This is a genomic window from Streptomyces sp. NPDC040545 (genome assembly GCF_055595065.1).
In genome coordinates, this window is sequence record NZ_JBVIWA010000032.1 from 12,543 (window position 1) to 38,390 (window position 25,848).

Sequence of the window (25,848 nt, forward strand, 5' to 3'; positions counted from 1 at the left end):
TAACCTGGAGTGGTGTACGAGGAAGCCGTGTCCGCGGCCGTCCCCGGAGCCGTGCTGTGGCGCGCCACCGCGCGCGGCGGCGCGGTGGTGCTCCCCGACGGCTGCATGGACCTGCTCTGGGTGGAGGGGCGGCTGCTGGTGGCCGGACCCGACACCGGGCCGCATCCGGCCGGGGAGGTCCCCGGCGGTGTCTTCGCCGGGATCCGGCTCGCGCCCGGCACCGCGCCCGCGCTGATCGGCGTACCGGCGCACGCACTGCGGGACCGGCGCGCCGAGCTGGCCGACCTCTGGCCCGCCCGCGCCGCACGCCGGGCGTCCGGGCTGGTCGAGGGGTACGGGGACGCGCGTGCGGGACTCGAAGCGCTGGCCCGTGCCCGCGCCGCCGATGCGGGGGCGCCCGACCCGCTGGCCGCCGAGGTCGCGGCCCGGCTCCGCGCGGGGGAGGCGGTGGCCGCCATCGCCCGCGCCGTCGGCCTCGGGGAGCGGCAGCTGCACCGGCGCTCGCTCGACGCCTTCGGGTACGGCCCCCGGACGCTCGGCCGCATCCTGCGGCTGCGCCGCGCCCTGGCCCTGGCCCGCGCGGGCCTGCCGTACGCCGCGGTCGCCGCGGTCGCCGGGTACGCCGACCAGGCGCACCTCTCGCGCGAGGTGCGGGCGCTGGCCGGGACGACCCTGCGGGCCTATGCCGCCGGAGCCGACGGGGCGAAGAGCGAGACCCCGCAGCCGTCCGGGTCGAGGACGACGGCGTAGCGCTGGCCCCAGAAGGCGTCCCAGGGCTTCAGGTGTCCGCTGTGCCCGGCGGCGGTCAGTTCGGCGTAGAGCGCGTCCACCTCGGCGGGGGAGTCGCACAGGAAGGCCAGGTCCCGGCGGCCGTCACCGGTGGGCGGGGTCCATGACGGGTCGAAGGAGCGGACGGTGTCCTCCGTGTCCCACGCGATCCGCAGGCCCCCGGGCAGGACGGCCTCCACGTGCGGCAGGCCGTCGGCCTCGGCCGGGATCTCCAGCCCGAGGCGGCGGTAGAAGGCGAGCGAGGCAGCCATGTCGGAGACCACCATGCCGATCAGGTCGAGTCGAGGAGTCATACCAGCAGGCTAGGCGGGCACCGGGCGTCCGTCTTGAACGAATCGGACACCGGCCGCGCCGTGTCAAGGGCCGCCGTCAGCGCGGCCGGCGCGCCGCCACCACCGCGCAGGCGACCGCCAACGGCAGCTCCGCGCCCGCCGCCAGCAGCAGCGCCATCCCCTGGCCGCCGGTCCCGGCCGAGGTCGTGACGTCGAACCAGGCGTCCATCACCAGCAGCGCGGCCGTCGCCGCCGCGACCGGGGACGCCCGGGGATCTCGGCTGCGCAGCAGCGCCCCGGTCCCGGTCAGCCCGGCGGCCAGCATCAGGTCCAGGCCGATCCACGCCGTGGACCAGTGGGAGACCTCGGTGGTCTGCGGCATCGTCTTCGCCAGCACCACCACCCAGGGCAGCAACACCAGTCCGGCGCCGGTGAGTACGGCCGCCGTCCCGGGGGTGCGGAGCGAGCGGACGGTGCGGGCCGTGCGAGCGGCGCGAGGGATACGGGCGGTGCGAGGGGTACGGGCGGTGCGCCAGGCGCGCGGCTGCGGGGCGACGAAAGCCATGACGAGGGTCTCCTTCCGGCCCGGCCGGTCCGTCCCCCGGGCACACCACCAGCCTCGTCGGCCGGGCTCGCCGGATCAGTAGCCCCATGATCCGGATCGGGGGTGGCACCAGGTACACCCCCGTGCGGGTGCCCGCATGATGGCAGGCCCCTGATCAGTGCGATTAGCGTACGGGGCATGGCAATTCGCGGGGACGCGCCGAGGCGTACGTACACCTGGATCACGGCGCACGCGCCCTGGTCGGCATGGGCCTGGCGCAACACCGCCTTCACCGCGGCGGCCGTCCCGGCCGCCCTGCCCGTGCTCCTCGGCCTCACGTGCACCGTCACGGCGCCCGGGCCCGGCACGATCCCGCCGCTGCTGATCCTGCTGCTCGGCCCGCTCCTCACCCGGCTCCAACGCAGCCGGTTCCGGGCCCTGCTCGGCCTCGAAGTGCCCAAGGTCGCCCGGGAGGGCGGCCGGTTCACCCCGAGCGCACTGGTGAAGCGGATGCGCTCCGAGGCGACCTGGCGGCAGTACGGCTACCACCTGCTGGTCAGCCCGCTCGCGGCCGTCGCCGGCGCGCTGGTGGTGCTCGCCTGGGCCTTCGGCGTCGCCGCCACCTGCGTCTACGGCTGGATCTGGATCCTGCCCACGGAGACCCGGACTCCCGCCTGGGGCAACGACTACGACACCATCACCGGCGGCGGCGTCCTGCTGCTGATCGCCGCGCCCTGGCTCGCCGCCCTCTTCGCCCGGCTGGACGCCGTCGCCGCGGCCGCCCTCCTCGGCCCGAACCGGGCCCGCGAACTGGAGCGGCGGGTCGAGGACCTCGCGGAGAGCCGGGCCGGGGTGCTGGACGCCGCCGACCTCGAACGCCGCCGGATCGAACGGGACCTGCACGACGGAGCCCAGCAGCGACTCGTCGCCCTGGCCATGAACCTCGGCATCGCCCGCGCCACCCTCCCCGACCTGCCGGCCGAGGCCAAGGCGGTCATCGACGAGGCGCACCGCGAGGCGAAGGAGGCCATCGAGGAGCTGAACAGCCTGGTACGGGGCCTGCATCCGGCCGTACTGGAGGACCGCGGACTCGACGCCGCGCTCTCCGGGATCGCCGCCCGGGCCCCGTTCCCCGTCGAGCTGACCGTGGACATCGGGCAGCGGCCCGGGGCCACCGTGGAGGCCGTCGCCTATTTCGTGGTCTCCGAGACCCTGGCCAACGTGGCCAAGCACGCCCGGGCGGAACGCTGCCGGGTGCACGTCGTACGCGGTCCGGCGGCCGCCGGACCCGGCCGCGGCGGAGACCTGCTGCGGATCACCGTCACCGACGACGGGGTGGGCGGCGCCGATCCCGCCCGCGGCACCGGTCTGGTGGGGCTGCGCAAACGCGTAGGGTCCGTCGACGGAACCATCAAGATCGAAAGCCCCCTCGGGGGTCCGACCGTCATCACCGTGGAGCTGCCGTGCGGGCTGTGATCGCCGAGGACTCCGTCCTGCTGCGCATAGGACTCGTCAAAGTCCTCGAAATGGCCGGATTCGAGGTGGTCGCCGAGACCGGCGACGCCGAGGGTCTGCTCGCCGCCGTCGGCGAACACCGCCCCGAACTGGCCCTCGTGGACGTGCGGATGCCGCCCGGCTTCACCGACGAGGGCGTCCGGGCGGCCCTGATGATCCGCCAGGAGAGCCCCGCCACGGCCGTGCTGCTGCTCTCGCAGTACGTGGAGGAACGCTACGCCGCCGATCTGCTGGCCACCCAGACCCGCGCCGGCATCGGCTACCTGCTCAAGCAACGGGTCGCCGACGTCGAGGAGTTCATCGACGCCCTGCGCCGCGTCGCCTCCGGCGGTACCGCCCTCGACCCGCAGGTCGTCGCCCAGCTCCTGGTGCGCCGCGGCGGCGGCCCGGACCCGCTGGGCCGGCTCACCCCGCGCGAACGCGAGGTATTGGCCCTGATGGCCGAGGGCCGCTCCAACGCCGGGATCGCGGCCGAACTCGTCGTGAGCGAGAGCGCGGTGGCCAAACACATCAACAGCATCTTCGCCAAGCTCGACCTGCCGCCGGCCGACGGCGACCACCGCCGGGTCCTCGCGGTCCTGCGCTTCCTGGAGCGCACGCCGTGACCCCGGACGAAGGGCCCCGCCGCAGGCACCGCAAGGCCTGGATCACCGCGGCCCTGCTCAGCGCGGTCCTCGTCGTGGCACCGGCCACCTGGCAGGTGTGGTCCTGGGGGAGCACCCGCAGCGACATCCTGAGCGGCGGCAGCGACGGCCGCCCGGTCACCGCGCTGGAGATCGTGGGAGGCGACGCGGACATCACCGTCACCCCCCGCGGGGACCGCCAGGTCGGCTACCGGGCCACGGTCAGCTGGTCCTTCAAGGCGCCCACCATCGAGGAGAGCCGGCTCGGCGACACCCTGCGGCTGACCCCGCACTGCTCCGGCGAAGACTTCTGGCCCGCCGCCGGGGCCGGCTGTTCGGTCCGGCTGGCCGTCACCGTACCCGTGGACATCCCCGTCAAGGTGACGACCCGTTCCGGCCGGATCGCGCTCAGCGGCCTGGGCGGCACCGTCGACACCGAGGCCGACTCCGGCCAGGTCGAGATCGCCGGGCTGCGCGGCGCCCTGCGCGCCAGGATCGGCTCGGGCCACCTGCACGCCACCGGACTCTCCTCGGACCGGGCCGAAATCCGGGTCGGCTCGGGGCGGGCCGTCGCCACCTTCGTCACCCCGCCCGACGAGGTCACGGCCCGCGTCGGCTCCGGCCGCCTGGCGCTCACCGTGCCCGCGGCCACCCGCTTCAAGGTCCGCTGCGAGGCCGGAGCCGGCCGCTGCGACGTGCCCGACGCCCTGCGCGACGCCTCCTCGCCCCGCAGCCTGGACATCGAGGCGGGCGCCGGCCGCGCCCAAGCGGCGTACCCGGACGGGCCCTGGGCGGCGCCCGCCGAGCCGTAGAACAAAGCTGCCGGAAAAAGAAGTGGCCCCGGCGGGACCGGGCTTGTTACGGTGGATCAGTTCCCGCCGACCGGTGGGGGACGACCAGCATGTGCATGGACCCGGAGGTGAGTTCGTTGATGACTGTCATCGCGCAGGGCGCTGCCCGCACTCAGAAGACCATCAATGTCACTTCCGTGGTCTCCGGCTGACCTCACACCTCTTCGCGCGCCGCCACCGAGCGAGCGCCCGCGGCCGGGGCCACCCTGTGAAGGGTTTCCCTTGTCTTTCTCCGCTCTCCCGTCCTTCCCGCAGACCTCGCTCCCGCACGCCCTCGCCCCCTTCGGCTGGGACGACGCATGGGAGGCCGAGTTCGCCCCGTACGCCGAGCAGGGCCTCCTGCCCGGCCGCGTCGTACGCGTCGACCGCGGCCAGTGCGACGTCATGACCGCGGACGGCATCGTCCGCGCCGACACCGCCTTCGTCACCCCGCACGACCCGCTCCGGGTCATCTGCACCGGGGACTGGGCCGCCGTCGAGGCGGACGGCAACCCCCGCTACGTGAAGGCGTACCTGCCGCGCCGGACCGCCTTCGTACGGTCCACCTCCTCGCAGCGCTCCGAGGGGCAGATCCTCGCCGCCAACGTCGACCACGCCATCATCGCGGTCTCCCTCGCCGTCGAGCTGGACCTCGGGCGCATCGAGCGCTTCCTGGCCCTGGCCTGGGAATCGGGGGCGCAGCCCCTGGTCGTCCTCACCAAGGCGGACCTGGTCCCGGACGCGGAGACGCTCGGGCACCTGGTCCAGGACGTCGAGGCCACCGCGCCGGGCGTCCAGGTGCTGACCGTCTCCTCCCTCACCGGGGAGGGTACGGACGTGCTGGCCGCGATCGTCGGCGACGGCACCAGCGTGCTGCTCGGCGTCTCGGGCGCCGGCAAGTCCACCCTGGCCAACGCGCTGCTCGGCGCCGAGGTCATGGAGGTGCAGGCGGCCCGCGAGGTCGACGGCAAGGGCCGGCACACCACCACCACGCGCAACCTGCTCGCCCTGCCGGGCGGCGGCGTCCTGATCGACACGCCCGGACTGCGCGGCGTCGGGCTCTGGGACGCCGAGACCGGGGTCGGCCAGGTCTTCTCGGAGATCGAGGAGTACGCGGAGCGCTGCCGCTTCCACGACTGCGCGCACGAGGCGGAGCCGGGCTGCGCGGTGCTGGCCGCGCTGGACTCCGGCGAGCTCACGGACCGCCGCCTGGAGAGCTACCGCAAACTCCTGCGGGAGAACCAGCGGATCGTCGCCAAGACGGATGCCCGGCTGCGGTCGGAGATCCGCCGCGACTGGCGCCTGAAGTCGGCGGAGGGCCGGGCCAACCACGCTGCGAAGCGGGGCGGCCGGGTCTGAGGCGCGGCAGGGGCCGGGGTGCCGTCGGCCGGGACCCCGACCCCGCCCCCGCCCCCGCCCGGGACAGCCCTCGGCGGGCGCTGTGGGTGATCCGCCGGAGCGGCGACAGGGCGTACCCGGCGGTCACGTATCCCACGGCGGCCGACAGAGGGGCGAGAGCGGCCAGGACGAGCGCGGTGGACGCCGCCAGCGAGTCCTGGGGCCGCTGCCGCACGGGGGCCGGACAGGGGGCCGGCCCGCTGTCCGGTGACCCCGGACAGCCGGCGGGCGCCAGTACGATCGCGTACTCCGAACGCACTTCGAGGACGGGATCATTGCCCCTGCTCACGGCCTGCACCGCGAGCAGGTGGACCACGGCCGGCAGCGCCGTCCCGGCCAGCATGAACACCCCGCCGTAGAGGCAGGTGAGACGTAAGCGGGTCACGGACGGCCGCTGTGGCGCCATGCCGTGCGAGGCCGTGGAAACGGCACTCCCCACGGCATCGACGACGGCGCGGCCCCTGATCCGGATCGGCACCGGTACTCCCCCCTCAAGGCGTCATGAGCCCCGACCCCTCACTGTCACCCTTCCTCCCCTGAGCAGAGCGTCAGCACCGGGCGCCGTACGGGGATGCGCGGCCCCCGCACACCGGCGGAGCGCGCTCCGGGGTCGGTCAGAGCCCCCACGCGTGGACGCGTTCCGGATGGATCCGGATCACCTCCGGGCTGAAATGGGGGCCCAGCTCGTGCGGGCCCGTCTCCAGCGTGGCGCGGCCCCGGATCTCGATGCCGCGCACCCGCCACGGCCGGACGCTCACCAGGTCGTCCACGACCAGGGACAGCCGGGGATTCCCGTGCAGGTTGCGCCACTTCTTCGTCGTGCCCATCGCCATTCCGCCCACCAGGATCGTCCCGTCCTCCTGCGGGAAGAAGCCCACCGGGTTCGCCTGCGGCTGCCCGGCCGCGTCCACCGTGGCCAGGCGGCCCAGATGCTGGGAACGCAGATACGCCAGTTCAGCCTCGCTGAAACCCTTGAAGTCCGTCATACCGCCCACCCTCGCAGCCGCTGCCGGTCCCCGCATCGGGCTGCGGACCTAGGTCAGCGCGGACGGTGGGCCTGGGCCTCCTTCAGGAGTTCCGTGTACGGCATCTGAGCCATGGAACCGCGCACGAATGCCAGACCGTATCGGTCGACAGCCCGCCTCTGCTCGGTGGGGCGGATGAGGTCGAAGCGCTTCCGGTCATCCGGACTCGCCACATCCACGTAGACGACCGGCCGGCGGCGGTACAACCACCAGACCGTCACGCGCTCCCGGCCTCGCGTCAAATTCAGGAGCTCACTGCTCTGGGAGATCGCAGACTGATACCTGAAGTATTCCTTGTTGGCTGGCGGGGGCCCTGGCGGGTCGTCGTCCTTTCCTTCCTTCTTGAGCTTTCCGCGCCACTCCCCGGAATCCTTGTAGGCGGCATCTATGGTCATCCGGTCCTGCCTGAACGCGTAAGCCTCGACCTGGGCGGTGACCGCTTCGTAGTCGGACTTTCCGGGGTCTTTGATCTCGACGACCACATCCTCCGAAATTTCCTCTTGCGGACTCAGCTCCCGCCCCGGCGGCTTGACCAGCTCACCGGGTTTGAGCAGCTTGTACCTGTCTTTCGGGTCGCTCGCGAGCTTGAGCTGGATCCAGTAGATGCTGCCGAGGATGTGGACCGGAACCTCGCCGGAGTTCTTGAGCGTCAGCCGGACCCGCAGGTACATCTTCGTCCCGTCCTTGTTCAGGCTCGGCATTCCGATATCGGCCGAACCCTGCACCAGTGGACGGGTCATGGAAGGAAGGTAGATCTGTGTGTACGCCAGGTTGGTGATGACGAGGAGGGTGGAGACGATCGCCCCGATCGCAATGCGCCCCGGATAGCGGAGCACCTTCCACACCCGGCGGCGGCAGAGCACCAGAAGAGACCAAGAAGCGCACAGCACCATGCCTGTCCAGAGCAGCAGGCAGAGCGTGTAGGACGGCCTGTCCCTGTTGGCGAAGTACATCAGGAGCAGCACCGAACCGACGAAGAATTCGATCAGTGCTCCGAGGAGAAGCACCGGACCCGAGTACTTTTTCTTGTGGTTGCGCCAGTAGTCGAAACCGGCAACCAAAGCGACCAATTCCACTGCGGCCATGAACAGGAAGAGGAATCCGGTCACCCGGCCGGCGAAGGTGAGGGCGTCGAGGGAGTCCTTCATGCCTATCCAGAGGCACATGACCGCAGTCGTCAGGAAGCCGACCGCCATTACGGTGCCGGTGATGCGTCGTCCCCAGCTGTGAGCTGGCCACACCATGCAGCTTCCGCCGCGCCATTCGATGTCGGCATCGGGTGCCACGCGGGCGCGTTGCAGGACTTTCTGCAGTTCGTGGTGGCTCCACACCTTGCCCGCGGGTTTGCCGTCGATCACGACCTTCCGCAAGCCGTTGTCATCCGGTGGCTCCACGACCACGGCGGGTCTGGTCTCCATGGCATCAGGCTGCTCCCACACGGGCGTGAACGCCCCTGGAGTGTGCCTCCCCGGGAGTGCCTACCGTGCAATGACGGGGATGCGGGCGTCACCCGAATGGAGTAACAGGGTGCGCGCCTCGGCGCGGTGGGGGGCGAGGCTGGTGACGACCGTGCCGCTCGCTCTTGTCGGAGGTCCTGATGCGTACACGTACACGCCTTCTCGGGGTCATCGCTGCCGTGATAATGGCTGGCCTTGGCTCCACGGCCCCCGCCGCGCAAGCTGCCGTGCCCACCATCGACGGGCAGACGTGCATGGACGGCGGCGGATCGGTCGAGTACGAATCGGCCCAGGGTTCGTGGATCTGCGTCGACGGCAGTTACAACGGCAAGCCGATCGACTGAACCGGTCTCGGGACAGCCCTCAGGGGACCACCGGGTTCCCGTCGGCGCGTGAGGTGCCGCATCGGGTGCAGCACCCGGCGTCGCGTTCGGTGTCCAGGCCTCCGCACGCGTCGCAGACGAGGTGCAGCAGGCAGGCCGGCTCGCCGGCGTCCGCCGACAGCTGCCGGGCGGGGGAGGCCGGCGTGCCCGGAACGGACGTACCCATGGCGGCTCCACGACTGATCGAGTCAGGGGCCGAGAGCATAGCCACCGATCGCGAGGGCCGCATCCGGGACGGCGCCCGGCGGGCGCCTACCCCGCCACCGCCGCCCCCACCCACGCCCCCACCACCAGCAGGCACGCGAACAGCTCCACCAGCACGCTCGTCCCCACGGCCCGCATCACCGCCCGCACCGACGCCCAGGCCTCGCCGTGCGTCCCCAGGCGGAGCCGCTCGCACAGGTAGATGCCCCCGACGAACCCCGGTACCGCCCCCACCACCGGCACCAGGACGAAGCCCAGGAGCGCCCCGGCCCCCGCGAACACCACCATCCGTGTGGTGATGCCCAGCCCCCGCACATGCCGGGGCGGCAGCAGCCACTTCACCACATGGACCACCAGCAGCAAGGCCGTCGCCGCGACCAGCAGGGACCACGCCGTCGCCGAGCGCACGTGCAGCGCCCACCACAGCAGCCCCGCCCACACCAGCCAGGTGCCCGGCACACCCGGGATCAGCACACCGACCACCCCGAGCAGCAGCACCAGCCCCACCAGCAGCAGCCGAGGCAGATCCATGCGCTCAGCGTGACCGACCAGGGACTATCGGGCCACCCAGCCCCGCTCGTACGCGTGCCAGCCCAGCTGCAGCCGCGTCGTCACCCCTGACAGCTCCATCAGGCCCTTGACCCGCCGCTGCACCGTCCGCAGCCCCAGCTCCAGGTGCTTCGCCACGCTCGCGTCCGTCATGCCCGCCAGGAGCAGCGAGAGGATCTCCAGGTCCGTGGCGTCGGGGCTGCCCCCGGCCTCCTCCGCCGAACCGGCCGCCCCCAGCCGCAGCGGCAGCGACTCCCGCCACACCGCCTCGAACAGGCCGGTCAGGGACTCCAGCAGCCCCGACGCGTGCACCACCAGCGCCGCCGGCTCGGCCCCGCGGGCCGTCAGCGGGACCATGGCCAGCGTCCGGTCCGCGATCACCAGCTTCGTCGGGACCTCCGCCGTCACCCGGATCCGCTCGCCGCGCGCCAGCGCCGTCGACGCCTCCCGGATCCCGCTCGGCAGGGTCAGTACCTCCCGCTCGATGACCACCCGGTAGTCGACCCCGCGTACGGAGGCCCGGTCCTCCGCCTCGTTGTCGGTCCCCGTCACCACCTGCGGCCGGCCGGTGACCAGCGCGCAGACCTCCTTCTCCGCGCCCAGCTGGATCTGGTGGAAGCGGTGCGCCACCGCGCTCGCCCCCTGCACCACCTCCACGAGGTCGTGCACCGCCGGTTCGGACGCCTCCGCCCGGTACTCCTCGGCCAGCAGCGCCGCCGCCAGCTCCGCCTGCTCCAGCTCGTGCCGCTGCTGGGTCAGCAGCGCCCCGAGGGCCACCCCCGGCGGGGCCGCCACCCAGCGCCCGGGCCGGGCCGAGGACTGAGCCGCCAGCCCGTGCCGCTCCAGGTGGCGCAGGGCCCGTTCGGTGTGCGGCACCGGCAGTGTCAGCCGGTGCGCGAGATCGGGTACCTCCGCGGCCCCCAGCGCGACCAGCGCGCGGTACGCCGACTCCTGGCCCTCGTCCAGGCCTAGGGCACCCAGCAACTCGTCCACCCACCTTTCGACACGCGCCCGGCAGGAAGCGGCCACGGCGCAAACCCGCCGCGGACATCATCGCCGCACCCGATGCCACTCTGCCAAGGTGACGCCACCGCAGCACCAACATCCGCCGGCCAGAAGCCATTTACGCGGCGCTTCGCCGTGCAATGCAGCAGTTGGCCGGAATTCACCTGGGGAGAGCGATGCGTCCGATATCGCGTACGGCACTCGGGGCGGCCACCGCGGCCGTCCTGGCCGTCACCGCCATCGGCCCGACGGCGGCGCAGCCGGCCGACGGAACGCCCGGAGCGGGGACGGTGACCCAGACGGTCGTGCGGGCGTACGACGTGCGCTGAGCTGTACGGGTGCGATACGAGGGGTCCACCGGACGGCGGTCCGGTGGACCCTTTTCGTGCATTCGGCGTTTTCCGCCCCCATGGGAGGCCGAGAATGAAGCCATGAGTCAGCAGGGCGCGGACGACTGGTGGCAGAAGCTCTACGAGGCCCCGGACGCGGGAGCGGAACCCGACCCGGGGGACACCCTGGACAACCGGTTCCGCTCGGCGGCGGGCGTGACGGCGGACCCGGCACCGGCACCGGCGTCGGCACCGGCCACGGCACCGGCCGCGGGCACGGCACCGGGCCTCGTGCCGGACCCGGGCCCGCCGGAACCTCCGCGCGCCCCGGAGCCGCTGCTCCCCGGCCCCCGGCAGGGGGAGCCGGCGCCGACCCCGGCCTTGCCCACCCTCCCGCCGCCGCGGGATCCCCGGGCGGGCGACGCCACGGGGTACGCGCTCGGGGGCGTGGCCGTACCGCCGCTGCGCGGGCCCGAGCTGCCGGTGCGGCACCGGGATGCGCCGAGTCCGGAGACTTGGTTCGACCCGGCCCCGCAGTCGCCGCCCCCGCAGTCGGCGTCCGTGGCCGAGTCCGAGCCGGGTCCGGAGCCCGGGCCGGGTCCCGAGCCGGTGGCGGCCGGACCCGAGGCCGTCCGGCCCCAGGTCTCCCACCTGGGCGACCGCGCCCCCACCTACGCCCCCGAACCCGGCGCCCTCCCGCCCGCCGACCCGGCCGCCGTCGAGGAACTGACCCCGGACACCGTCCTGGAGGGGGCCCGCTACGGCACGTACACCCTGCGCGCCGCCTCCCTGCGCGGGGACTCCGCCCGCTACCGGGGCGAGGCGCGCCGCGACTTCCTGCTCACCGCCCGCTTCGGCAGCGGTGACGACGCGCTGGTCCTGGTCGCCCTCGCGGGCGGGGACCGGGCCGCCCCCGGGGCCGCCGAGGCCGCCGCCGAACTGTGCCGCACCGTCGCGGCCGCCGTCGGGCGCAGCCAGGAACGGCTGGCCGACGACATCCGCGCCGGGCGCCGCGACGCCCTGCGCTCGGGCCTGCAACGACTCACCGACCGGGGCTACGGGCGACTGCGGGCCCGCGCCGCCGAGCTGGGGCTCGAGGAACCCGCGTACACCGCCGGACTGCGCGGGCTGCTGCTGCCGTTGGACCCGGCATGCCGCACCCGGGTGTGCTTCGGCGCGGGCGCGGGCGGCCTGTTCCGGCTCCGCTCGGGGCAGTGGCAGGACCTGGAACCCGCCGGGCAGCAGGCCGAGGACACCGAGGGCGGCTTCCGCTTCCGCGCGGCCGTGGCCCGGCCCGGCGACACCCTGCTCCTGTGCTCCGGAGGCCTGGCGGAACCGATGCGGGAGGAGGCCGCCCTCCCGGCGGAGCTCGCCGCCCGCTGGGCCGGTCAGGAGCCGCCGGGCCTCGCGGCCTTCCTCGCGGACACCCAGCTCCGCCTCAAGGGGTACGCCGACGACCGCACGGCCGCCGCGGTCTGGGAGGCCTGACCGGCGCGGCACGGCGCGGCACGGCGCGGCACGGCTTCCGGTCACCCGGAAGGCAGGAGCTGTCCGCGCACCCACTCGGGATCGGGGTTGGTGTGTGGCCGGCCCGCCACGAGGACGGTCGGCACGGTCTCGTTCCCGTCGTTGGCCGCCCTCACCACGGCGGCTCCTGCCGGGTCGCGCCAGATGTCCACCCAGTGCAGTCGGTGCGCGCTGCGGCCCAGCCGGATGCGCAGCCGTATGCAGTACTTGCAGCCGGGCCGCCAGAAGACGACCGCCCGGCCGTCGGCCGCGCTGCGCCGCTGTGCCTCCTGCGCGCCGATCGACCGCGGGAACAGCAGAGGTGAGTTCACGCCTGCCAGCAGCACGAACACCAGCAGCAGCGCCGCGGCCGTGCCGGGACTCCCGCCCAGCACCAGGCCGGCCGCGACGACCGATCCGCAGACCCCGAACAGCATCGGCACGATCCAAGCACGCATCATGAGGACGCAGGCTACCGACGAGCCGTCAGGCTCCCCGGACCAGGGGTGAGGCCGCGGCGGGCGCGCCGGGCGCGGCGGGAGAACCCTCGCCGCCGGCCGCCCCCGGCCTGCGGCGCTCCGCCCAGCGGACCGCGGGCGGGGCCACGAGGCCGCTGAGGGCGAGGACGGCGCCGAGGACGAACCAGCCGGGTCGCCCCCAGCCGATGCACAGGGCGATCAGCAGGGACGGGCCGAGGGCCTCGGCGAGTCCGGCACCCATACCGAAGACGCCGAGGTACTGGCCGGTGGCATGCTCGGGAGCGAGGGCGAAGGAGATCTCGAACCCTCCCGCAGCATGCCAGAGTTCGCCGACGGTGTGGACGACGACCGCGACCAGGAGCAGGGTGGCGGCAGCCCAGGCGGGCGCTCCCGCCGACAGGGAGACCAGGGCGCAGGACACGAGGAACGCGGCGCCGGCCCGGCGGTAGGCGCGGGCGCCGGTGGCGGGGGCGGCGATGTTCCGGCTGGCCCGTAACTGGAAGGCGATGACGATGGCCGTGTTGGTCAGCATGCAGGCGGACACCAGCCAGCGCGGTGCGGTCGTCTCGCTGATGATCCACAGCGGGACGGCCACGGTCAGGACCTTGAACTGGACGGCCATGACGCCGTCCAGGGCGGTGATCCCGAGGTAGGGCAGGTCACACAGCGCGGCCCACCGGCGGCCGCCGCCGCTGGGCAGGGGACGGATCGGGGCGAGGCGGACCAGGAACGCGGCGGACACCGCGAAGGAGACGGCGTTGCCGGCGATCAGGAGCCGGTACGCGGTCTCCGTGCCCGACTGGACGGCCCAGCCCGCGCATACGGCGCCCAGGGAGATCCCGGTGTTGCTGACGGACCGCAGGTACGCACGGAGCTCCTGGGGGCGCTCGCCTCCGTGCCGTCTGATGATCGGGCCGCGCGCCGAGAGCCCTGCGGCCTGGGCCGACGCGGCCAGCGTGACGACCAGCACGAACGGCCAGAACCCGTCGGCCGACACGAAGCCGGCCGTGGCCAGGGCGCGGACGACCAGCGTGGCCGCGTACACGCCGCGCGGGCCGTGGCGGTCGGCGAGGTGCCCGGCTCCGATGCCCACGCCGAGCGCCACGAGTCCGGCGATGCCGAGACCGAGTCCCACCTGGTCCGCGGGGAGCCGGACCGCCTCGGTGAAGTAGAGGACTCCCGCGGTCAGATACATCCCGCTGCCGATCGCGTGGGCGAACGTCGATACGGTCAGGACGCGTTGGGGACCGGGGGCGGGCAGCAGCCGCGGCATGGTGGACTCCGCTGGTCGGGGGTTCAGGTGCGGGTGAGAGCCCCTTTCCGGGGTGCGGACAGCCTGCTGTAATGGTCTTGTGCACCTCAACCCTTACGGGACGGACGCGGTGAAGCTGGCCGCCGACCTCGCCAACCGCCGCCCTTCGAGCCCAGGGGAGCTCGCGGACCGCTGCCGCGCCGCCGGGCTGGCGGTGCCGGGGCCGGTGACTCCGGAGGATCTGGACCGTGCGCACCGGGCCCTGACGGCATGGGAGGAGGTCGTCGACGCCGTCGGCGAACCGGAGCGCGCCGCGCTGCTCAACGGCATGCTGGAAGACATCGCCGCCTTCCCGAGGCTGACCGACCACGCCGGCGACGGCTGGCACCTGCACTACCGAGACGAACAACAGCCCTTCGGTGCCCAGCTGTTCTCCTTGATCATCGTCGGGACCGCACTGCACCTCGCGGGCCGGGGCATGCACCGGCTCCGGCGATGTGCCGTGTCCGAGTGCGCCGCGGTCTTCGCCGACACCTCGCGCACGGGACGCCGGCGCTATTGCTCGCCCCGCTGCGCCAACCGCGACGCCGTCCGCCGCCACCGCGCGCGGCACACCGCCTGACCCGAGTTCGCCGTCGGCACCGGCATGTGCAACGGGTGGGCGGCGCGCTATCTTTCCCCGAACGGCGAACGGCGAACGGCGCATCATCGGCTCCTTCGGCCACGGCTCCATGGCCGGCGCCCTTCCGCCGGTCATCGGCGCACGGTTCACCGACCGGAACCGTCAAGTGGTGTCGAGGCCGGGCGACGGCGGTTTCTCGATGCCGAGGGGAGATTTCCTCACCTTGGTGCAGTACGGCCTGCCCGTCAAAGTGGGTCTCTTCACCAGCTCGTCCCCCGGAAGGGCCGCGTGGGAGGTGCCGGTTTCCGGCCTGCCCTCCCGCGGGGCGGCGGACAGGAACCCCGGCTTCGCCGCCCTCGCGCGCACGGTGGGCGCGCAAGGGTGCCACGTGAAGAAGCCCCAGCAGCTCACAGGGGCTTTGAAGGACGTATTCCCGTGTCGGGGACCCGTTCCGGTGGACGGGGTGACGGTCCCGGCCGCCCTGTCGGATCCTCCGAAGACCGGTGCCGTCGCGGTGACCGGATCCGCGCGGTCCCACAGCAAGATCGTGTGGGGAGGAGAGGCGGGCCGCATGATCCGGATGGCTCGATCCGGCCTCCGCGAGGTGCCCCGCCCCTAAGCCCGCAGGAGTGCGGAACCGCCCGGGGGGCATGCATCCCGTAGACCTGTTCGAGAGCAAGGACACGGGAGGGACATCGCCGTGCGGGTGGGGGCGAAGACCGGGAAGCTGTGGGGGAGAGGGAGGCCGGTGCCGCGCGAGCCGTCCGCCGACGAGGACGGGGAAGCGGTGGACACGCTGCGGATCACCCGGAGCGTACGCCGGGCCGACCTGAAGGCGGTCGGCGAAGTCCGCCGGGCTCTGCGGGAGTTGATGCGCCACCGGTGCAGGACCGATGCCGCCGAGGTGGCCGAGCTGCTGATCACCGAGCTCGTCACCAACGCGCTGGTCCACACCGACCGCGGCGCGGAGGTGCACGCGAGTCTCGCCGCCACCCGCTTACGGGTGGAGGTCCGGGACTACGCCGCACGCCGTCCCCGGCCGTACGTACCGACCGCCGACGACGGTACGCACGGCCGGGGACTCGTGCTGGTGCAGGAGCTCGCCGACGACTGGGGTGTGGACGCGCTGGCCCTGGGCAGCGGCAAGGTGGTCTGGTTCGAGCTCGACGGACGGCACGACGGGCCGTACGACGGAGGGCCCGCCTGAACAGGCGGGCCCCGCGGGATTCCCGTCAGGGCGGACCGGGTCAGCCGAACTGCTGCTCCAGGTCCTTCAGTTTGCGCTCCAGCGAGTCCAGCCGGGGAATGGTCTGGGTGTCGTCCTCGGCGGTGAGGTCCACCGTCCGGGTGCCGGTCACATCAATGGATTCGGTTCGGTGGACGGCCTGCAGGGAGGGCCGGCGTCGCAGGGGCAGCTGTCCTGATTCCGGTATGGCCGGCTCCGCGCCGGCCGGCGCGGAGCCCGCTCCCTGCGTCAGTTCCGGGAGCTCGACCTGGCGGCCGCGCGACCGCCCGAACGCCCGGTTCTGCCGGCCCAGCGCCTTGATGCGCGCCCGGTCCAGCCGGTTCTGATCGCGCCTGCGGTGCCGGTCCTGCTCCCGCTCCTTCTTGTCCTCGCGCACCTCGTCCACGGCCTCGTCGAGGGTGCGCACCCCCTCCAGCAGCATGAGCGACCAGGCGCCGAAGGTCTCCCGGGGGGCCCGCAGCCAGCGGACCATCCGGATCTGGGGCAACGGCCGCGGGATCAGGCCCTGTTCGCGCAGCGCCGCCCGGCGGGTCTGCTTGAGGGCGCGGTCGAAGAGCACGGCGGCCGAGAGCGACATCCCCGCGAAGAACTGCGGGGCCCCGTCGTGGCCCATGCCCCGCGGAGCGTGCACCCAGTTGAACCACGCCGCCGCGCCCGCGAACAGCCAGACGAGCATGCGCGAGCCCAGGGCCGCGTCGCCGTGGCTGGCCTCGCGCACGGCCAGCACCGAGCAGAACATCGCGGCGCCGTCGAGGCCGAAGGGGACCAGATACTCCCAGCCTCCGGAGAGGTTGAGGTTCTGCCGGCCGAAGCCGACCAGCCCGTGGAAGGAGAGTGCGGCGGCGACCGCCGCACAGCAGAAGAGCAGAACGTACGAAGCGGTCCCGTAGACGGCTTCCTTGCGCCGCCGCCGTTCCTCGCTGCGCTCCCAGCTGTCGTCGGCCGCGGCCTTCTCGCTCTCGCGCTTGCCACGGGCCAGTACCGCAACTGCCGCAAGTACGCCCAGGATCAGCAGGCTGCCGGGCAGCAGCCAGTCCAGCGATATGTCGGTCAGTCTCATGCGGATGTCCCTTGCCTCGCGTGTGCGGCCATGCGGCTGTACGGCTTTCCGGGCGCCATAGTGGCGTAGCCGGTGAGCCGTGCACGCGGGTTTCGGGGCAAGTGGACGCCATCGGGGGGCGGGGCCCGCCGGATAGGGTGTTGTCACTCGAACTGGCGCCCGTATGAGCTGAGTTGTGTTCGATTACAGTCAGCCGTACGGGGTGGGTTCAGACTGCGGTCGCCGCGAGGCGGGCGATACGGTCGGTGTCACAGGTCCGGGGACAGGTGACACAGGTGTCCTCGGGGCGGATGGTGTAGAAGAAGCAGCAGCCGGCCCGGTCCCGGGTGGGCACCTCCTCGCCGGCGGGCCCGGTGAGCGTACGGAACCCCGCGCCCCCGGTGTACGGGGCGGTGGACCCCGGCAGGAGCGCCTCCAGCTCGGCCATGGCCCGCTGCTCCTCGCCGAGCAGGCTGCCGATGTACCAGAGGCTCTCGACGACCTCGTCGGTCACCATGCCCCACAGGGCGCGCCGGCCGCGCCGCATGCGCGGGCCGAAGCCTTCCAGGAGCGGTCCGAGGTGCTGGGCCACCGCGGCCCGTACCTCCTCGCGCAGCGCCTCCTCGCCGGGCACGACACGGGCCCCCGGCAGTGCGGCCGCCGGATCGTCCGGCAGGCAGGCGAACTCGCCGATGCGCACGCTGAGGCGGCCGCGGGTCCGGTGGAAGGCCACCTCGGCGACCGGGAGGCGGGGGACCCGCCGGTGCAGGAACCACGGCAGGGTGATCAGGAGGCAGGCCGGCCACGCGTACCGGTGCAGCCCGAAGCCCGCGATCACATCGGGGCGGGCGTGGGTCCCGTAGTCCTGCAGGACCTGGGCGTCGTCCCAGGCGAGGTAGGCGTCCAGGGCCGGACCGCCGGCCGCGAGCTCGTCCGCGCCGACCCATCCCGCACCGCGAGGGAGAGGTTCGTCAGCGGTTCGCTCGATCACCCGCAGCCCTCCGTACGCCTCGGCCAGCCTGGCGAACGCATCCGTCACCGCAGAGCCGGGCGGGGCGGATGTGGCGGCCGGGATGGTCGTGACGGTCATGGCGGGCCACCGAATCACAGAATCACACGATCGTTAACAGGGTAGCCTTACCTTACTTGATTCGGATCGATCCGCACCCCTCCCCGCGCGCGCCGTCACCTATTCTCAGGACAGGTCGAGACCCGGAGGAGGAGGACCGAGTGCACGAAACGGCCCACGCCCGGGTACCGGCACAAAGGCAGAAGGTGTTGCGCCATTCGGTGCGCGGTCAGGTGCTCGACGCGCTGCGCGCGGCTCTGATCGACGGAGAGCTGGTGCCGGGGGAGATCTACTCGGGGCCGGCCCTGGGGGAGCGCTTCGGGGTCTCCGCGACCCCCGTGCGCGAGGCGATGCAGCAGCTGGCCGTGGAGGGGGCGGTGGAATGCCTCCCCAACCGGGGCTTCCGCGTGGTCTCCCGCACGCCGGGGGAGCTCGCCGAGCTGGCCGAGGTACGGGCGCTGCTCGAGGTCCCCGTGATGATCCGGCTGGCCCGCACGGTTCCGGCGGACGCCTGGGAGGCCCTGCGTCCGGCCGCGGCCGCCACGGCCGAGGCGGCGGCCGCCGGTGACCTGCCGGGGTACGCGCAGGCGGACCGGGACTTCCACCGGGAGGTGCTGCGGCTGGCCGGCAACGCCCAGCTGGTGCAGGTGGCGGGGGAGCTCCACCGCCGGGCCCAGTGGCCCCTGCCGGGCGCTCCGCGGGTTCGGCGGGCCGATCTCGTCGCCGATGCGGCGGAGCACTCGGCGCTGCTGGAGGCGCTGATCGCGCGGGACCTCCCGGTGGTGGAGTCCCTGGTCCGCGAACACTTCGCAGGCTCCCCCGCCTGACCGGGGCTCCGCCCCGGACCCCGTGCCTCAACCGCCGGCGAGGCTGAAGACGCTACGCCGCCGGTGAGGGGGTCGGGTGGAGCTGGTCCGCCAGCCAGGTGGGGATGCCGCCCAGCAGGTGGAACAGGCGGCGGGCCTCCGCGCGGAGCCGGGTGGCCTCCGGTTCCGGTTCGGCCTCGGCCAGCGCCGCCAGCGCCGGGGCCGTGCCGATCAGGAAGCCCAGGTCCTCCCGGATGCGCAGGGACTCCGCGAAGCCCTTGCGGGCCTCGGCCACCTCCCCGTCCCGCAGGGCCAGCGCGGCCAGGTGCCGCCAGGTGAAGGACAGCAGCAGGGTGTCGCCGTGCGCCTCCGCCCCCGCATGGGCCCGGTGGTAGGCCGGCCGGGCGGACTGCGGGGCGTCCGCCAGGTGCTCCGCGACGAGCCCCCGCCGGAAGTCCAGCAGCGGGCGGGTCCGGGACTCCGGGGACAGCAGGGCCGCGGCACGGCCCAGCGCGGAGCGGGCCTCGTCGGCCCGGTCGCGTACGCCGAGCACGGTGGCGGCGTACGCCAGCTGGCCCCGTTCGCACGCGGCCGCGCCCCGGTCGTCGTCGTCCTGGGACACCGCCTCGGCGATCCGCAGCGCGTCCTCGGCCTCGGCCCAGCCCTGCCCGGTGAACAGGCAGCGCTCCACCAGCAGCGCGGTCCGCTGCACGGCCGCCCCGGCACTGCCCGCCTTGCCGACGTGCGGCGTCAGCAGCGCCGCCGCATCGGTCCAACAGCCGCGCGAGCGCAGCCGCCATATCGCCCGCTGGAGGGGGTCGTCTCCTCCGGTTGTTCCGGCACCCGACATGGCGGTGTCCGCCACATTGCCCTCCCCAAAGCAAGCAGCACATCGTTGAGCCCTGGGGCGAAATGAGAGCACGGATTCACGGCATCGGCCAAGGGGTTGGGTGAACTTTTTCACAAAGTCCGGACGGATCATCAGCCGCCCCGTGGCCGAACCCGGACGGCCGCGGGGCGGATCTTCTCAGCTCATCCGCAGTGCCAGGAAGAAGTCGAGCTTGTCCTCCAGCCGGGACAGGTCACGCGCCGTCAACTGCTCGATTCGCCCGACGCGGTAGCGCAGCGTGTTGACGTGCAGGTGCAACCGCGTCGCGCAGCGGGTCCAGGAACCGTCGCAGTCCAGGAACGCCTCCAGCGTCGGGATGAGCTCCGCGCGGTGGCGCCGGTCGTAGTCCCGCAGCGGGTCCAGCAGCCGGGCCGTGAAGGCGCGGCGGACGTCGTCCGGGACGAACGGCAGCAGCAGCACGTGCGAGGCGAGCTCGTGGTGGCCCGCCGCGCAGACCCGGCCCGGGCGGGCCGCGGCCACCCGGCGGGCGTGCCGGGCCTCCTCCAGCGCCCCGCGCAGCCCCTCGGCGGAGTGCACGGCGGCGCTGACGCCCAGCGTGAGCCGGCCGTCGTCGGCCAGACCGGCCGCCAGGGGATCCCGTACGGCCGCGAGCAGCTCGTCGGCGTGCAGGGCGGAGTCCGGGCCCTTGTCCTCCCCGGCGTCCCCGGAGAGCGAGGGCAGCGGTACCAGGGCGATGGCCTCGTCACCCGCATGGGCGACCGCGATCCGGTCCGAGGGCTCGGGCCCCGAGACGGACGGGTCGACGAGGATCTCCTCCAGCAGCGACTGGGCCACCGGGCCGCCGGGGATGTCCCCGCCCTCCCAGTCCACCCGGGCCACGACGACCTGCCAGTGCGGGGCGGCGCCCAGCCCGGGCAGCAGCACCGGGGCCGCGACCCGCAGACGGGCGGCGATCTCGGCGGGCGGGGCACCCGTCTGGACCAGTTCGAGGACCTCTTGTGCGAGGCGGCGGCGCACGGTGCGGGCCGCGTCGCGCCGGTCCCGCTCCACCGCGATCAGCTGGGTGACGCCCTGCAGCAGGTCAAGGCGCTCGGCGGGCCAGTCGCCGGCGTCCGCCTCGACGGCAAGCAGCCAGTCCGAGAGCACGGTCTCGCGTACGTCCCGGGCCCCCGGACCGGCGGCCCCGCGCCCGTGTCCCCTGATCGGGAAGAGCGAGTAGGTAATACCCTGGATGGAGATCCGATGCGGCCCCCTGCGGCCCGTCCGGACCGCCGCAAGGTGCTCGCTCGCCAGTGCTGCGCACACGCCCGGCGCCAGCGGCTCGCCCGCCCCGGCGATCTGCCGGCCGGTGGGGGACAGCACCCAGGCCCGGAGATCGAGGTCGGTGGTGAGCAGATCGAGCACCACGTCGGGGCCGCCGCCGGCCGGACCCGAGGTCATCAGCCGGCGGTGCCGGTCCACGACGGCCGCGAGGTCTCCGGCGCGCTCGCCCGAGACCTGCCGGACGACGTACTCGGTGATCGTGGCGAATGCAACGTCCTCGTTCACGGCGAACAGCGGCAGCCGGTTGCGCACGCAGGCCGAAACGAGATCATCCGGAATGGCCTGCAGCTCCGCCTCGCCCGCGGCGAGCCCGGCGACGCCCGCGCTCGCCAGGATTCGTACGAATGGCTCGGAGTCGGCTGAATTTCGTCTCCAGGCCAGGCCGGTCAGGACGAGTTCGCCCCCCGACAGGTACCGGCTGGGATCACGCAGGTCGGTCGTCATGACCCCGCGGACCGTCCGGTCGAGTTCTCCCTCGCCGCCGAGCAGCCGCAGCCCCAGCGCCTCGGTTTCCAGCAGTGCGCGCAGCCGCATGATGTCGCCGCCGATCTGTCTCGAATGTTGCCGTTGGAAATCGGGCAGGTCGTCGCATCCTGCCTTTCATACGAATCTACAAGACGGGGAAGGCCGTCAGCCAACTCCTTCATGGTTTCAGTGACTGCACCGGGGGGCGAGCGGCTTGTGTACTGGGTCCACACCGCGTTAACAGCACGTGAACGACCAGTCGAGGACTCTCAGGCCTCCTGGCTTGAAGTAAACGACACGATGAAGAAGAAGAGAGCCGCTCATGGACTTCCTTCGCCCCGCCAGCTGGGAGGAGGCGCTCGCCGCTAAGGCCGAGTTCCCCTCAGCTGTGCCGATTGCGGGTGGCACCGACGTGATGGTCGAGATCAACTTCGACCACCGCCGGCCGGAGTACCTCCTGGACCTGAACCGCATCGGTCTGCTGCGGGAATGGGAGGTCGGCGAGGATGTGGTTCGCCTGGGCGCCTCCGTCCCGTACACGCAGATCATGGAGAACCTCCGTACGGAGCTCCCGGGACTCGCGCTCGCCTCGCACACGGTCGCGTCCCCGCAGATCCGTAACCGCGGCGGCGTCGGCGGCAACCTCGGTTGCGCCTCGCCGGCCGGCGACTCCCACCCCGCGCTGCTCGCGGCGGGCGCCGAGGTCGAGGTGGAGTCCGTACGCGGCTCCCGCCTCATCCCGATCGACGAGTTCTACACCGGTGTGAAGCGCAACGCGCTCGCCGCCGACGAGCTCATCAAGACCGTTCACGTCAAGAAGGCGGACGGCCCCCAGCAGTACTCCAAGGTCGGCTCCCGCAACGCGATGGTCATCGCGGTCTGCGCGTTCGGTCTGGCGCTGCACCCGGAGACCCGCACGGTCCGCACCGGCATCGGTTCGGCCGCGCCGACCCCGATCCGGGCGAAGGCCGCCGAGGAGTTCCTGAACGCCGCGCTCGAAGAGGGCGGCTTCTGGGAGTCCGGCAAGGTCATCACCCCGTCGATCGCCAAGCAGTTCGGTGACCTCGCCTCCGGCGCGGCCAACCCGATCGACGACGTCCGCGGCACGGCGAAGTACCGCCGTCACGCGGTCGGCATCATGGCTCGCCGCCAGCTCGTCTGGACCTGGGAGCAGTACCGCGGTACCGGCAACGGCCGCTCGCTTGAAGGGGCTGCGTAATCATGCGCGTCAATTTCACGGTCAACGGCCGTCAGCAGGAAGCCGACGACGTGTGGGAGGGCGAGTCCCTTCTCTACGTCCTGCGCGAGCGCCTGGGCCTGCCGGGTTCGAAGAACGCTTGTGAGCAGGGCGAGTGCGGTTCCTGCACCGTCCGTCTCGACGGCGTGCCGGTCTGTTCCTGTCTGGTGGCCGCCGGCCAGGTCGAGGGTCGCGACGTCGTGACCGTCGAGGGCCTGGCGGAGTTCTCCAAGCAGCGCGAGGAGCACGGCCACGGCGGTGCCTGCGGCACCGGCGGCGGCTGCGGCAGCAAGGGCGTGTCCCTGGACGCGGCCAAGCAGTGGCAGGCCAAGCCGGGCGACTCGCAGACCGGCGAGGGCGTGGAGCTCTCCACCATCCAGCAGGCGTTCATCGACGCCGGCGCCGTCCAGTGCGGTTTCTGCACCCCGGGTCTGCTCATCCAGGCGGACGCGCTCCTGGAGGAGAACTCCTCCCCGTCCGACCAGGACATCCGTGAGGCCCTGTCCGGCAACCTCTGCCGCTGCACGGGTTACGAGAAGATCCTCGACGCGGTCCGCCTCGCGGCCGCCCGTCAGGGAGAGGCGGTCTGACCATGGCGCAGAACACCCGCACCGTGCCCGCCGGTACGCCGACGAACGTCACCCAGAAGCACAACAAGGGCGGCATCGGCGAATCGATTCTCCGTCCGGACGGCACCCTCAAGGTCACCGGCGAGTTCGCGTACTCCTCGGACATGTGGCACGAGGACATGCTCTGGGGCCAGACGCTGCGCAGCACCGTCGCCCACGCCGAGATCGTCTCCATCGACATCTCCGAGGCGCTCGCCATGCCCGGCGTGTACTCGGTGCTGACGTACGACGACCTGCCGGCCGAGATGAAGAACTACGGCCTGGAGATCCAGGACACCCCGGTGCTCGCCAACGGCCGGGTACGTCACCACGGTGAGCCGGTCGCCCTTGTGGCCGCCGACCACCCGGAGACCGCCCGCCGCGCGGCCGCCAAGATCAAGATCGACTACCGCGAGCTGCCGCTCGTCACGGACGAGGCCTCCGCCCTCGCCCCCGGCGCGCCCCTGATCCACGAGAACCGCGACGACCACCACATCGGTCACGTCCCGCACCCGAACATCGTGCACCGCCAGCCGATCATCCGCGGCAACGTGGAAGAGGCCCGCAAGCGCGCCGACGTCATCGTCGAGGGCGAGTACACCTTCGGCATGCAGGACCAGGCCTTCCTCGGCCCGGAGTCCGGCCTGGCCGTGCCGTCCGAGGACGGCGGCGTCGAGCTGTACGTCGCCACCCAGTGGCTGCACTCGGACCTCCAGCAGATCGCCCCGGTCCTGGGCCTGCCGCCGGAGAAGGTCCGCATGACGCTCTCGGGCGTCGGCGGTGCCTTCGGCGGCCGCGAGGACATCTCGATGCAGATCCACGCCTGCCTCCTGGCCCTGGCCACGAACAAGCCGGTCAAGATCGTCTACAACCGGTTCGAGTCCTTCTTCGGCCACGTGCACCGCCACCCGGCGAAGCTGTACTACGAGCACGGCGCCACCAAGGACGGCAAGCTCACGCACATGAAGTGCAAGATCGTCCTGGACGGGGGCGCGTACGCGTCGGCCTCCCCGGCGGTCGTGGGCAACGCCTCCTCCCTGTCGGTGGGTCCCTACGTCCTGGAGGACGTGGACATCGAGGCGATCGCGCTCTACACGAACAACCCGCCCTGTGGCGCGATGCGCGGCTTCGGCGCCGTCCAGGCCTGCTTCGCCTACGAGGCCCAGATGGACAAGCTCGCGGCGAAGCTGGGCATGGACCCGGTCGAGTTCCGCCAGCTGAACGCCATGGAGCAGGGCACGATCATGCCCACCGGCCAGGTCGTGGACGCCCCGGCGCCGGTCGCCGAGCTGCTGCGCCGGGTCAAGGCCCGCCCGCTGCCGCCGGAGCGCCAGTGGGAGAGCGCCGGCGAGAGCGCGGACGTCCGCGCGCTGCCCGGCGGTCTGTCGAACACCACCCACGGCGAGGGCGTCGTCCGCGGCGTCGGCTACGCGGTCGGCATCAAGAACGTCGGCTTCTCCGAGGGCTTCGACGACTACTCCACCGCCCGCGTGCGCCTGGAGGTCATCAACGGCGAGCCCGTCGCGATGGTCCACACGGCCATGGCGGAGGTCGGCCAGGGCGGTATCACCGTCCACACGCAGATCGCCCGTACGGAGCTGGGTGTCACCCAGGTGACCATCCACCCGGCCGACACGCAGGTCGGCTCCGCCGGTTCCACGTCCGCCTCCCGGCAGACGTACATGACCGGTGGTGCCGTGAAGAACACCTGTGAGGCGGTCCGCGAGGCCCTGCTGGAGATCGGCCGCCGCAAGAACGGCTCGTACCACCCGGCGTGGGCCACGGCCGAACTGCTCCTCGAAGGCGGCAAGGTCGTCACCGACGGCGGTGAGGTCCTCGCGGACATCGCCGACATCCTGGGCGACGAGGCCATCGACCTGGAGCTCGAGTTCCGTCACGCGCCGACCGAGCCCTTCGACCTGGTCACCGGCCAGGGCAACGGCCACGTCCAGTACACCTTCGCCGCGCACCGCGCGGTCGTCGAGGTGGACACCGAGCTCGGCCTCGTCAAGGTCGTCGAGCTGGCGACCGCGCAGGACGTCGGCAAGGCGCTCAACATGCTTTCCGTGGTCGGCCAGATCCAGGGTGGTACCACTCAGGGCCTCGGCGTCGCGATCATGGAAGAGATCATCGTGGACCCGAAGACCGCGAAGGTGCGCAACCCCTCCTTCACGGACTACCTGATCCCGACCATCCTCGACACCCCGACCATCCCGGTGGACGTCCTGGAGCTCGCCGACCCGAAGGCCCCCTACGGCCTGCGCGGTATGGGCGAGGCCCCGACCCTCTCGTCCACCCCGGCCGTCATCGCGGCGATCCGGCAGGCGACGGGTCTTGAGATCAACAAGACGCCGATCCGTCCGGAAGCCCTTACCGGGACCCTCTAGGACGGCGTGGTCCGGGGGCCGCGAGCCCCCCGGACC

At 72.8% G+C, this 25,848-nt stretch carries 26 protein-coding genes and 1 pseudogene; 14 read left to right on the forward strand and 13 right to left on the reverse strand.

The features are described from left to right. Positions 1-12 precede the first annotated feature (12 nt). Entirely contained in the window at positions 13-750 is a 738-nt protein-coding gene (locus tag ACZ573_RS36170) for a helix-turn-helix domain-containing protein (RefSeq protein ID WP_471312755.1), read from the forward strand. Here ACZ573_RS36170 and ACZ573_RS36175 read toward each other — a convergent pair. Then, a complete protein-coding gene (locus ACZ573_RS36175) occupies positions 681-1,082 on the reverse strand; it encodes a VOC family protein (RefSeq protein WP_471312756.1) in 402 nt (133 codons plus the stop codon). The genes ACZ573_RS36170 and ACZ573_RS36175 overlap by 70 nt on opposite strands. Positions 1,083-1,158: 76 nt before the next feature. Further along, positions 1,159-1,626 (reverse strand): hypothetical protein, encoded by a 468-nt coding sequence (locus ACZ573_RS36180; RefSeq protein WP_471312760.1) that lies wholly within the window; start codon positions 1,624-1,626, stop codon positions 1,159-1,161. A 177-nt stretch (positions 1,627-1,803) separates the two neighbouring features. On the opposite strand from ACZ573_RS36180, the gene ACZ573_RS36185 reads away from it, so the two are divergent. The 4 genes from ACZ573_RS36185 (at position 1,804) to rsgA (ending at position 5,932) form a co-directional block, all read left to right on the forward strand. Continuing rightward, positions 1,804-3,081, forward strand: coding sequence for a sensor histidine kinase (locus ACZ573_RS36185; RefSeq protein ID WP_471312762.1), 1,278 nt, complete (start codon positions 1,804-1,806; stop codon positions 3,079-3,081). Beyond that, a complete protein-coding gene (locus ACZ573_RS36190) occupies positions 3,069-3,725 on the forward strand; it encodes a response regulator transcription factor (protein ID WP_471312764.1) in 657 nt (218 codons plus the stop codon). The genes ACZ573_RS36185 and ACZ573_RS36190 overlap by 13 nt, the downstream gene beginning before the upstream one ends. Then, positions 3,722-4,555, forward strand: a complete 834-nt coding sequence (locus ACZ573_RS36195; RefSeq protein WP_471312766.1) for a DUF4097 family beta strand repeat-containing protein — start codon at positions 3,722-3,724, stop codon at positions 4,553-4,555. The genes ACZ573_RS36190 and ACZ573_RS36195 overlap by 4 nt, the downstream gene beginning before the upstream one ends. 261 nt (positions 4,556-4,816) lie before the next feature. Then, positions 4,817-5,932 (forward strand): ribosome small subunit-dependent GTPase A, encoded by a 1,116-nt coding sequence (gene rsgA, locus ACZ573_RS36200; RefSeq protein WP_471312768.1) that lies wholly within the window; start codon positions 4,817-4,819, stop codon positions 5,930-5,932. Between the two features lie 653 nt (positions 5,933-6,585). On the opposite strand, the gene ACZ573_RS36205 is transcribed toward rsgA, so the two are convergent. The 5 genes from ACZ573_RS36205 to ACZ573_RS36225 form a co-directional block, all read right to left on the reverse strand. Further along, entirely contained in the window at positions 6,586-6,957 is a 372-nt protein-coding gene (locus ACZ573_RS36205) for a PPOX class F420-dependent oxidoreductase (RefSeq protein ID WP_301365351.1), read from the reverse strand. Between the two features lie 53 nt (positions 6,958-7,010). After that, on the reverse strand, positions 7,011-8,414 hold the full coding sequence (locus tag ACZ573_RS36210) for a hypothetical protein (protein WP_471312771.1): 1,404 nt from the start codon (positions 8,412-8,414) through the stop codon (positions 7,011-7,013). 402 nt (positions 8,415-8,816) lie between these two features. Then, on the reverse strand, positions 8,817-9,002 hold the full coding sequence (locus ACZ573_RS36215; RefSeq protein ID WP_471312773.1) for a hypothetical protein: 186 nt from the start codon (positions 9,000-9,002) through the stop codon (positions 8,817-8,819). 86 nt (positions 9,003-9,088) lie between these two features. Continuing rightward, positions 9,089-9,571 carry a DUF456 domain-containing protein gene (locus ACZ573_RS36220; protein WP_471312774.1) on the reverse strand — a complete coding sequence of 161 codons (483 nt, stop codon included), beginning with the start codon at positions 9,569-9,571 and terminating at the stop codon, positions 9,089-9,091. Positions 9,572-9,595: 24 nt separating this feature from the next. Next, on the reverse strand, positions 9,596-10,573 hold the full coding sequence (locus tag ACZ573_RS36225) for a helix-turn-helix domain-containing protein (protein ID WP_471312815.1): 978 nt from the start codon (positions 10,571-10,573) through the stop codon (positions 9,596-9,598). 197 nt (positions 10,574-10,770) lie between these two features. Here ACZ573_RS36225 and ACZ573_RS36230 point away from each other — a divergent pair, with 197 nt between their 5' ends. Together ACZ573_RS36230 and ACZ573_RS36235 are read left to right on the forward strand one after the other, a co-directional pair. Then, positions 10,771-10,923, forward strand: a complete 153-nt coding sequence (locus ACZ573_RS36230; protein ID WP_471312776.1) for a hypothetical protein — start codon at positions 10,771-10,773, stop codon at positions 10,921-10,923. A gap of 102 nt (positions 10,924-11,025) precedes the next feature. Further along, complete coding sequence (locus ACZ573_RS36235; protein WP_471312778.1) at positions 11,026-12,411, forward strand: protein phosphatase 2C domain-containing protein; 1,386 nt, start codon at positions 11,026-11,028, stop codon at positions 12,409-12,411. A gap of 41 nt (positions 12,412-12,452) precedes the next feature. Here ACZ573_RS36235 and ACZ573_RS36240 read toward each other — a convergent pair whose 3' ends face one another. Beyond that, positions 12,453-12,890 carry a glutaredoxin domain-containing protein gene (locus ACZ573_RS36240; RefSeq protein WP_471312780.1) on the reverse strand — a complete coding sequence of 146 codons (438 nt, stop codon included), beginning with the start codon at positions 12,888-12,890 and terminating at the stop codon, positions 12,453-12,455. 25 nt (positions 12,891-12,915) lie between these two features. Then, entirely contained in the window at positions 12,916-14,181 is a 1,266-nt protein-coding gene (locus tag ACZ573_RS36245) for an MFS transporter (protein ID WP_471312782.1), read from the reverse strand. 79 nt (positions 14,182-14,260) lie between these two features. On the opposite strand from ACZ573_RS36245, the gene ACZ573_RS36250 reads away from it, so the two are divergent. From ACZ573_RS36250 to ACZ573_RS36260, 3 genes and pseudogenes are all read left to right on the forward strand, one after another. Beyond that, positions 14,261-14,782: a CGNR zinc finger domain-containing protein gene (locus ACZ573_RS36250; RefSeq protein ID WP_471312784.1), complete on the forward strand. Its 522-nt coding sequence runs from the start codon at positions 14,261-14,263 to the stop codon at positions 14,780-14,782. Positions 14,783-14,788: 6 nt separating this feature from the next. Further along, a pseudogene (locus ACZ573_RS36255) lies at positions 14,789-15,401 on the forward strand (thiamine pyrophosphate-dependent enzyme); the annotation flags it as partial. A 129-nt stretch (positions 15,402-15,530) separates the two neighbouring features. Continuing rightward, a complete protein-coding gene (locus ACZ573_RS36260) occupies positions 15,531-15,989 on the forward strand; it encodes an ATP-binding protein (protein WP_471312787.1) in 459 nt (152 codons plus the stop codon). Between the two features lie 40 nt (positions 15,990-16,029). On the opposite strand, the gene ACZ573_RS36265 is transcribed toward ACZ573_RS36260, so the two are convergent. Next, on the reverse strand, positions 16,030-17,088 hold the full coding sequence (locus tag ACZ573_RS36265) for a DUF2637 domain-containing protein (RefSeq protein WP_471312789.1): 1,059 nt from the start codon (positions 17,086-17,088) through the stop codon (positions 16,030-16,032). Positions 17,089-17,296: 208 nt separating this feature from the next. Next, positions 17,297-18,157 (reverse strand): (2Fe-2S)-binding protein, encoded by an 861-nt coding sequence (locus ACZ573_RS36270; protein WP_471312791.1) that lies wholly within the window; start codon positions 18,155-18,157, stop codon positions 17,297-17,299. 101 nt (positions 18,158-18,258) lie between these two features. On the opposite strand from ACZ573_RS36270, the gene ACZ573_RS36275 reads away from it, so the two are divergent. After that, on the forward strand, positions 18,259-18,963 hold the full coding sequence (locus ACZ573_RS36275) for a GntR family transcriptional regulator (protein WP_471312817.1): 705 nt from the start codon (positions 18,259-18,261) through the stop codon (positions 18,961-18,963). 52 nt (positions 18,964-19,015) lie between these two features. Here the strand turns inward: ACZ573_RS36275 and ACZ573_RS36280 are convergent, their stop codons facing one another. Both ACZ573_RS36280 and ACZ573_RS36285 read right to left on the reverse strand, forming a co-directional pair. Further along, the gene (locus ACZ573_RS36280; RefSeq protein WP_351154413.1) at positions 19,016-19,792 is read right to left on the reverse strand and encodes a hypothetical protein; all 777 of its coding nucleotides are present in this window, start codon (positions 19,790-19,792) and stop codon (positions 19,016-19,018) included. 177 nt (positions 19,793-19,969) lie between these two features. After that, on the reverse strand, positions 19,970-21,649 hold the full coding sequence (locus ACZ573_RS36285; protein ID WP_351154389.1) for a PucR family transcriptional regulator: 1,680 nt from the start codon (positions 21,647-21,649) through the stop codon (positions 19,970-19,972). Between the two features lie 253 nt (positions 21,650-21,902). Between ACZ573_RS36285 and ACZ573_RS36290 the strand changes: the two genes are divergently transcribed. Genes ACZ573_RS36290 through pucD form a run of 3 tightly spaced genes read left to right on the forward strand, consistent with a single transcriptional unit; the run spans position 21,903 to position 25,812 of the window. Continuing rightward, positions 21,903-22,799 carry an FAD binding domain-containing protein gene (locus ACZ573_RS36290; RefSeq protein WP_030715117.1) on the forward strand — a complete coding sequence of 299 codons (897 nt, stop codon included), beginning with the start codon at positions 21,903-21,905 and terminating at the stop codon, positions 22,797-22,799. 2 nt (positions 22,800-22,801) lie between these two features. Further along, on the forward strand, positions 22,802-23,407 hold the full coding sequence (locus ACZ573_RS36295; RefSeq protein WP_030010045.1) for a (2Fe-2S)-binding protein: 606 nt from the start codon (positions 22,802-22,804) through the stop codon (positions 23,405-23,407). Positions 23,408-23,409: 2 nt separating this feature from the next. After that, positions 23,410-25,812 (forward strand): xanthine dehydrogenase subunit D, encoded by a 2,403-nt coding sequence (gene pucD, locus ACZ573_RS36300; protein ID WP_471312794.1) that lies wholly within the window; start codon positions 23,410-23,412, stop codon positions 25,810-25,812. The last annotated feature ends 36 nt before the right edge of the window (positions 25,813-25,848 follow it).

Coding starts and splice junctions, on each gene's coding strand:
- ACZ573_RS36235 (WP_471312778.1), top strand. CDS start 11,026: ATGAGTCAGCAGGGCGCGGACGACTGGTGGCAGAAGCTCTACGAGGCC.
- ACZ573_RS36220 (WP_471312774.1), bottom strand. CDS start 9,571: ATGGATCTGCCTCGGCTGCTGCTGGTGGGGCTGGTGCTGCTGCTCGGG.
- ACZ573_RS36290 (WP_030715117.1), top strand. CDS start 21,903: ATGGACTTCCTTCGCCCCGCCAGCTGGGAGGAGGCGCTCGCCGCTAAG.
- ACZ573_RS36285 (WP_351154389.1), bottom strand. CDS start 21,649: ATGCGGCTGCGCGCACTGCTGGAAACCGAGGCGCTGGGGCTGCGGCTG.
- ACZ573_RS36240 (WP_471312780.1), bottom strand. CDS start 12,890: ATGATGCGTGCTTGGATCGTGCCGATGCTGTTCGGGGTCTGCGGATCG.
- ACZ573_RS36185 (WP_471312762.1), top strand. CDS start 1,804: ATGGCAATTCGCGGGGACGCGCCGAGGCGTACGTACACCTGGATCACG.
- ACZ573_RS36210 (WP_471312771.1), bottom strand. CDS start 8,414: ATGGAGACCAGACCCGCCGTGGTCGTGGAGCCACCGGATGACAACGGC.
- ACZ573_RS36245 (WP_471312782.1), bottom strand. CDS start 14,181: ATGCCGCGGCTGCTGCCCGCCCCCGGTCCCCAACGCGTCCTGACCGTA.
- ACZ573_RS36295 (WP_030010045.1), top strand. CDS start 22,802: ATGCGCGTCAATTTCACGGTCAACGGCCGTCAGCAGGAAGCCGACGAC.
- ACZ573_RS36205 (WP_301365351.1), bottom strand. CDS start 6,957: ATGACGGACTTCAAGGGTTTCAGCGAGGCTGAACTGGCGTATCTGCGT.
- ACZ573_RS36280 (WP_351154413.1), bottom strand. CDS start 19,792: ATGTCGGGTGCCGGAACAACCGGAGGAGACGACCCCCTCCAGCGGGCG.
- ACZ573_RS36265 (WP_471312789.1), bottom strand. CDS start 17,088: ATGAGACTGACCGACATATCGCTGGACTGGCTGCTGCCCGGCAGCCTG.
- pucD (WP_471312794.1), top strand. CDS start 23,410: ATGGCGCAGAACACCCGCACCGTGCCCGCCGGTACGCCGACGAACGTC.
- ACZ573_RS36270 (WP_471312791.1), bottom strand. CDS start 18,157: ATGACCGTCACGACCATCCCGGCCGCCACATCCGCCCCGCCCGGCTCT.
- ACZ573_RS36230 (WP_471312776.1), top strand. CDS start 10,771: ATGCGTCCGATATCGCGTACGGCACTCGGGGCGGCCACCGCGGCCGTC.
- ACZ573_RS36175 (WP_471312756.1), bottom strand. CDS start 1,082: ATGACTCCTCGACTCGACCTGATCGGCATGGTGGTCTCCGACATGGCT.
- ACZ573_RS36215 (WP_471312773.1), bottom strand. CDS start 9,002: ATGGGTACGTCCGTTCCGGGCACGCCGGCCTCCCCCGCCCGGCAGCTG.
- ACZ573_RS36180 (WP_471312760.1), bottom strand. CDS start 1,626: ATGGCTTTCGTCGCCCCGCAGCCGCGCGCCTGGCGCACCGCCCGTACC.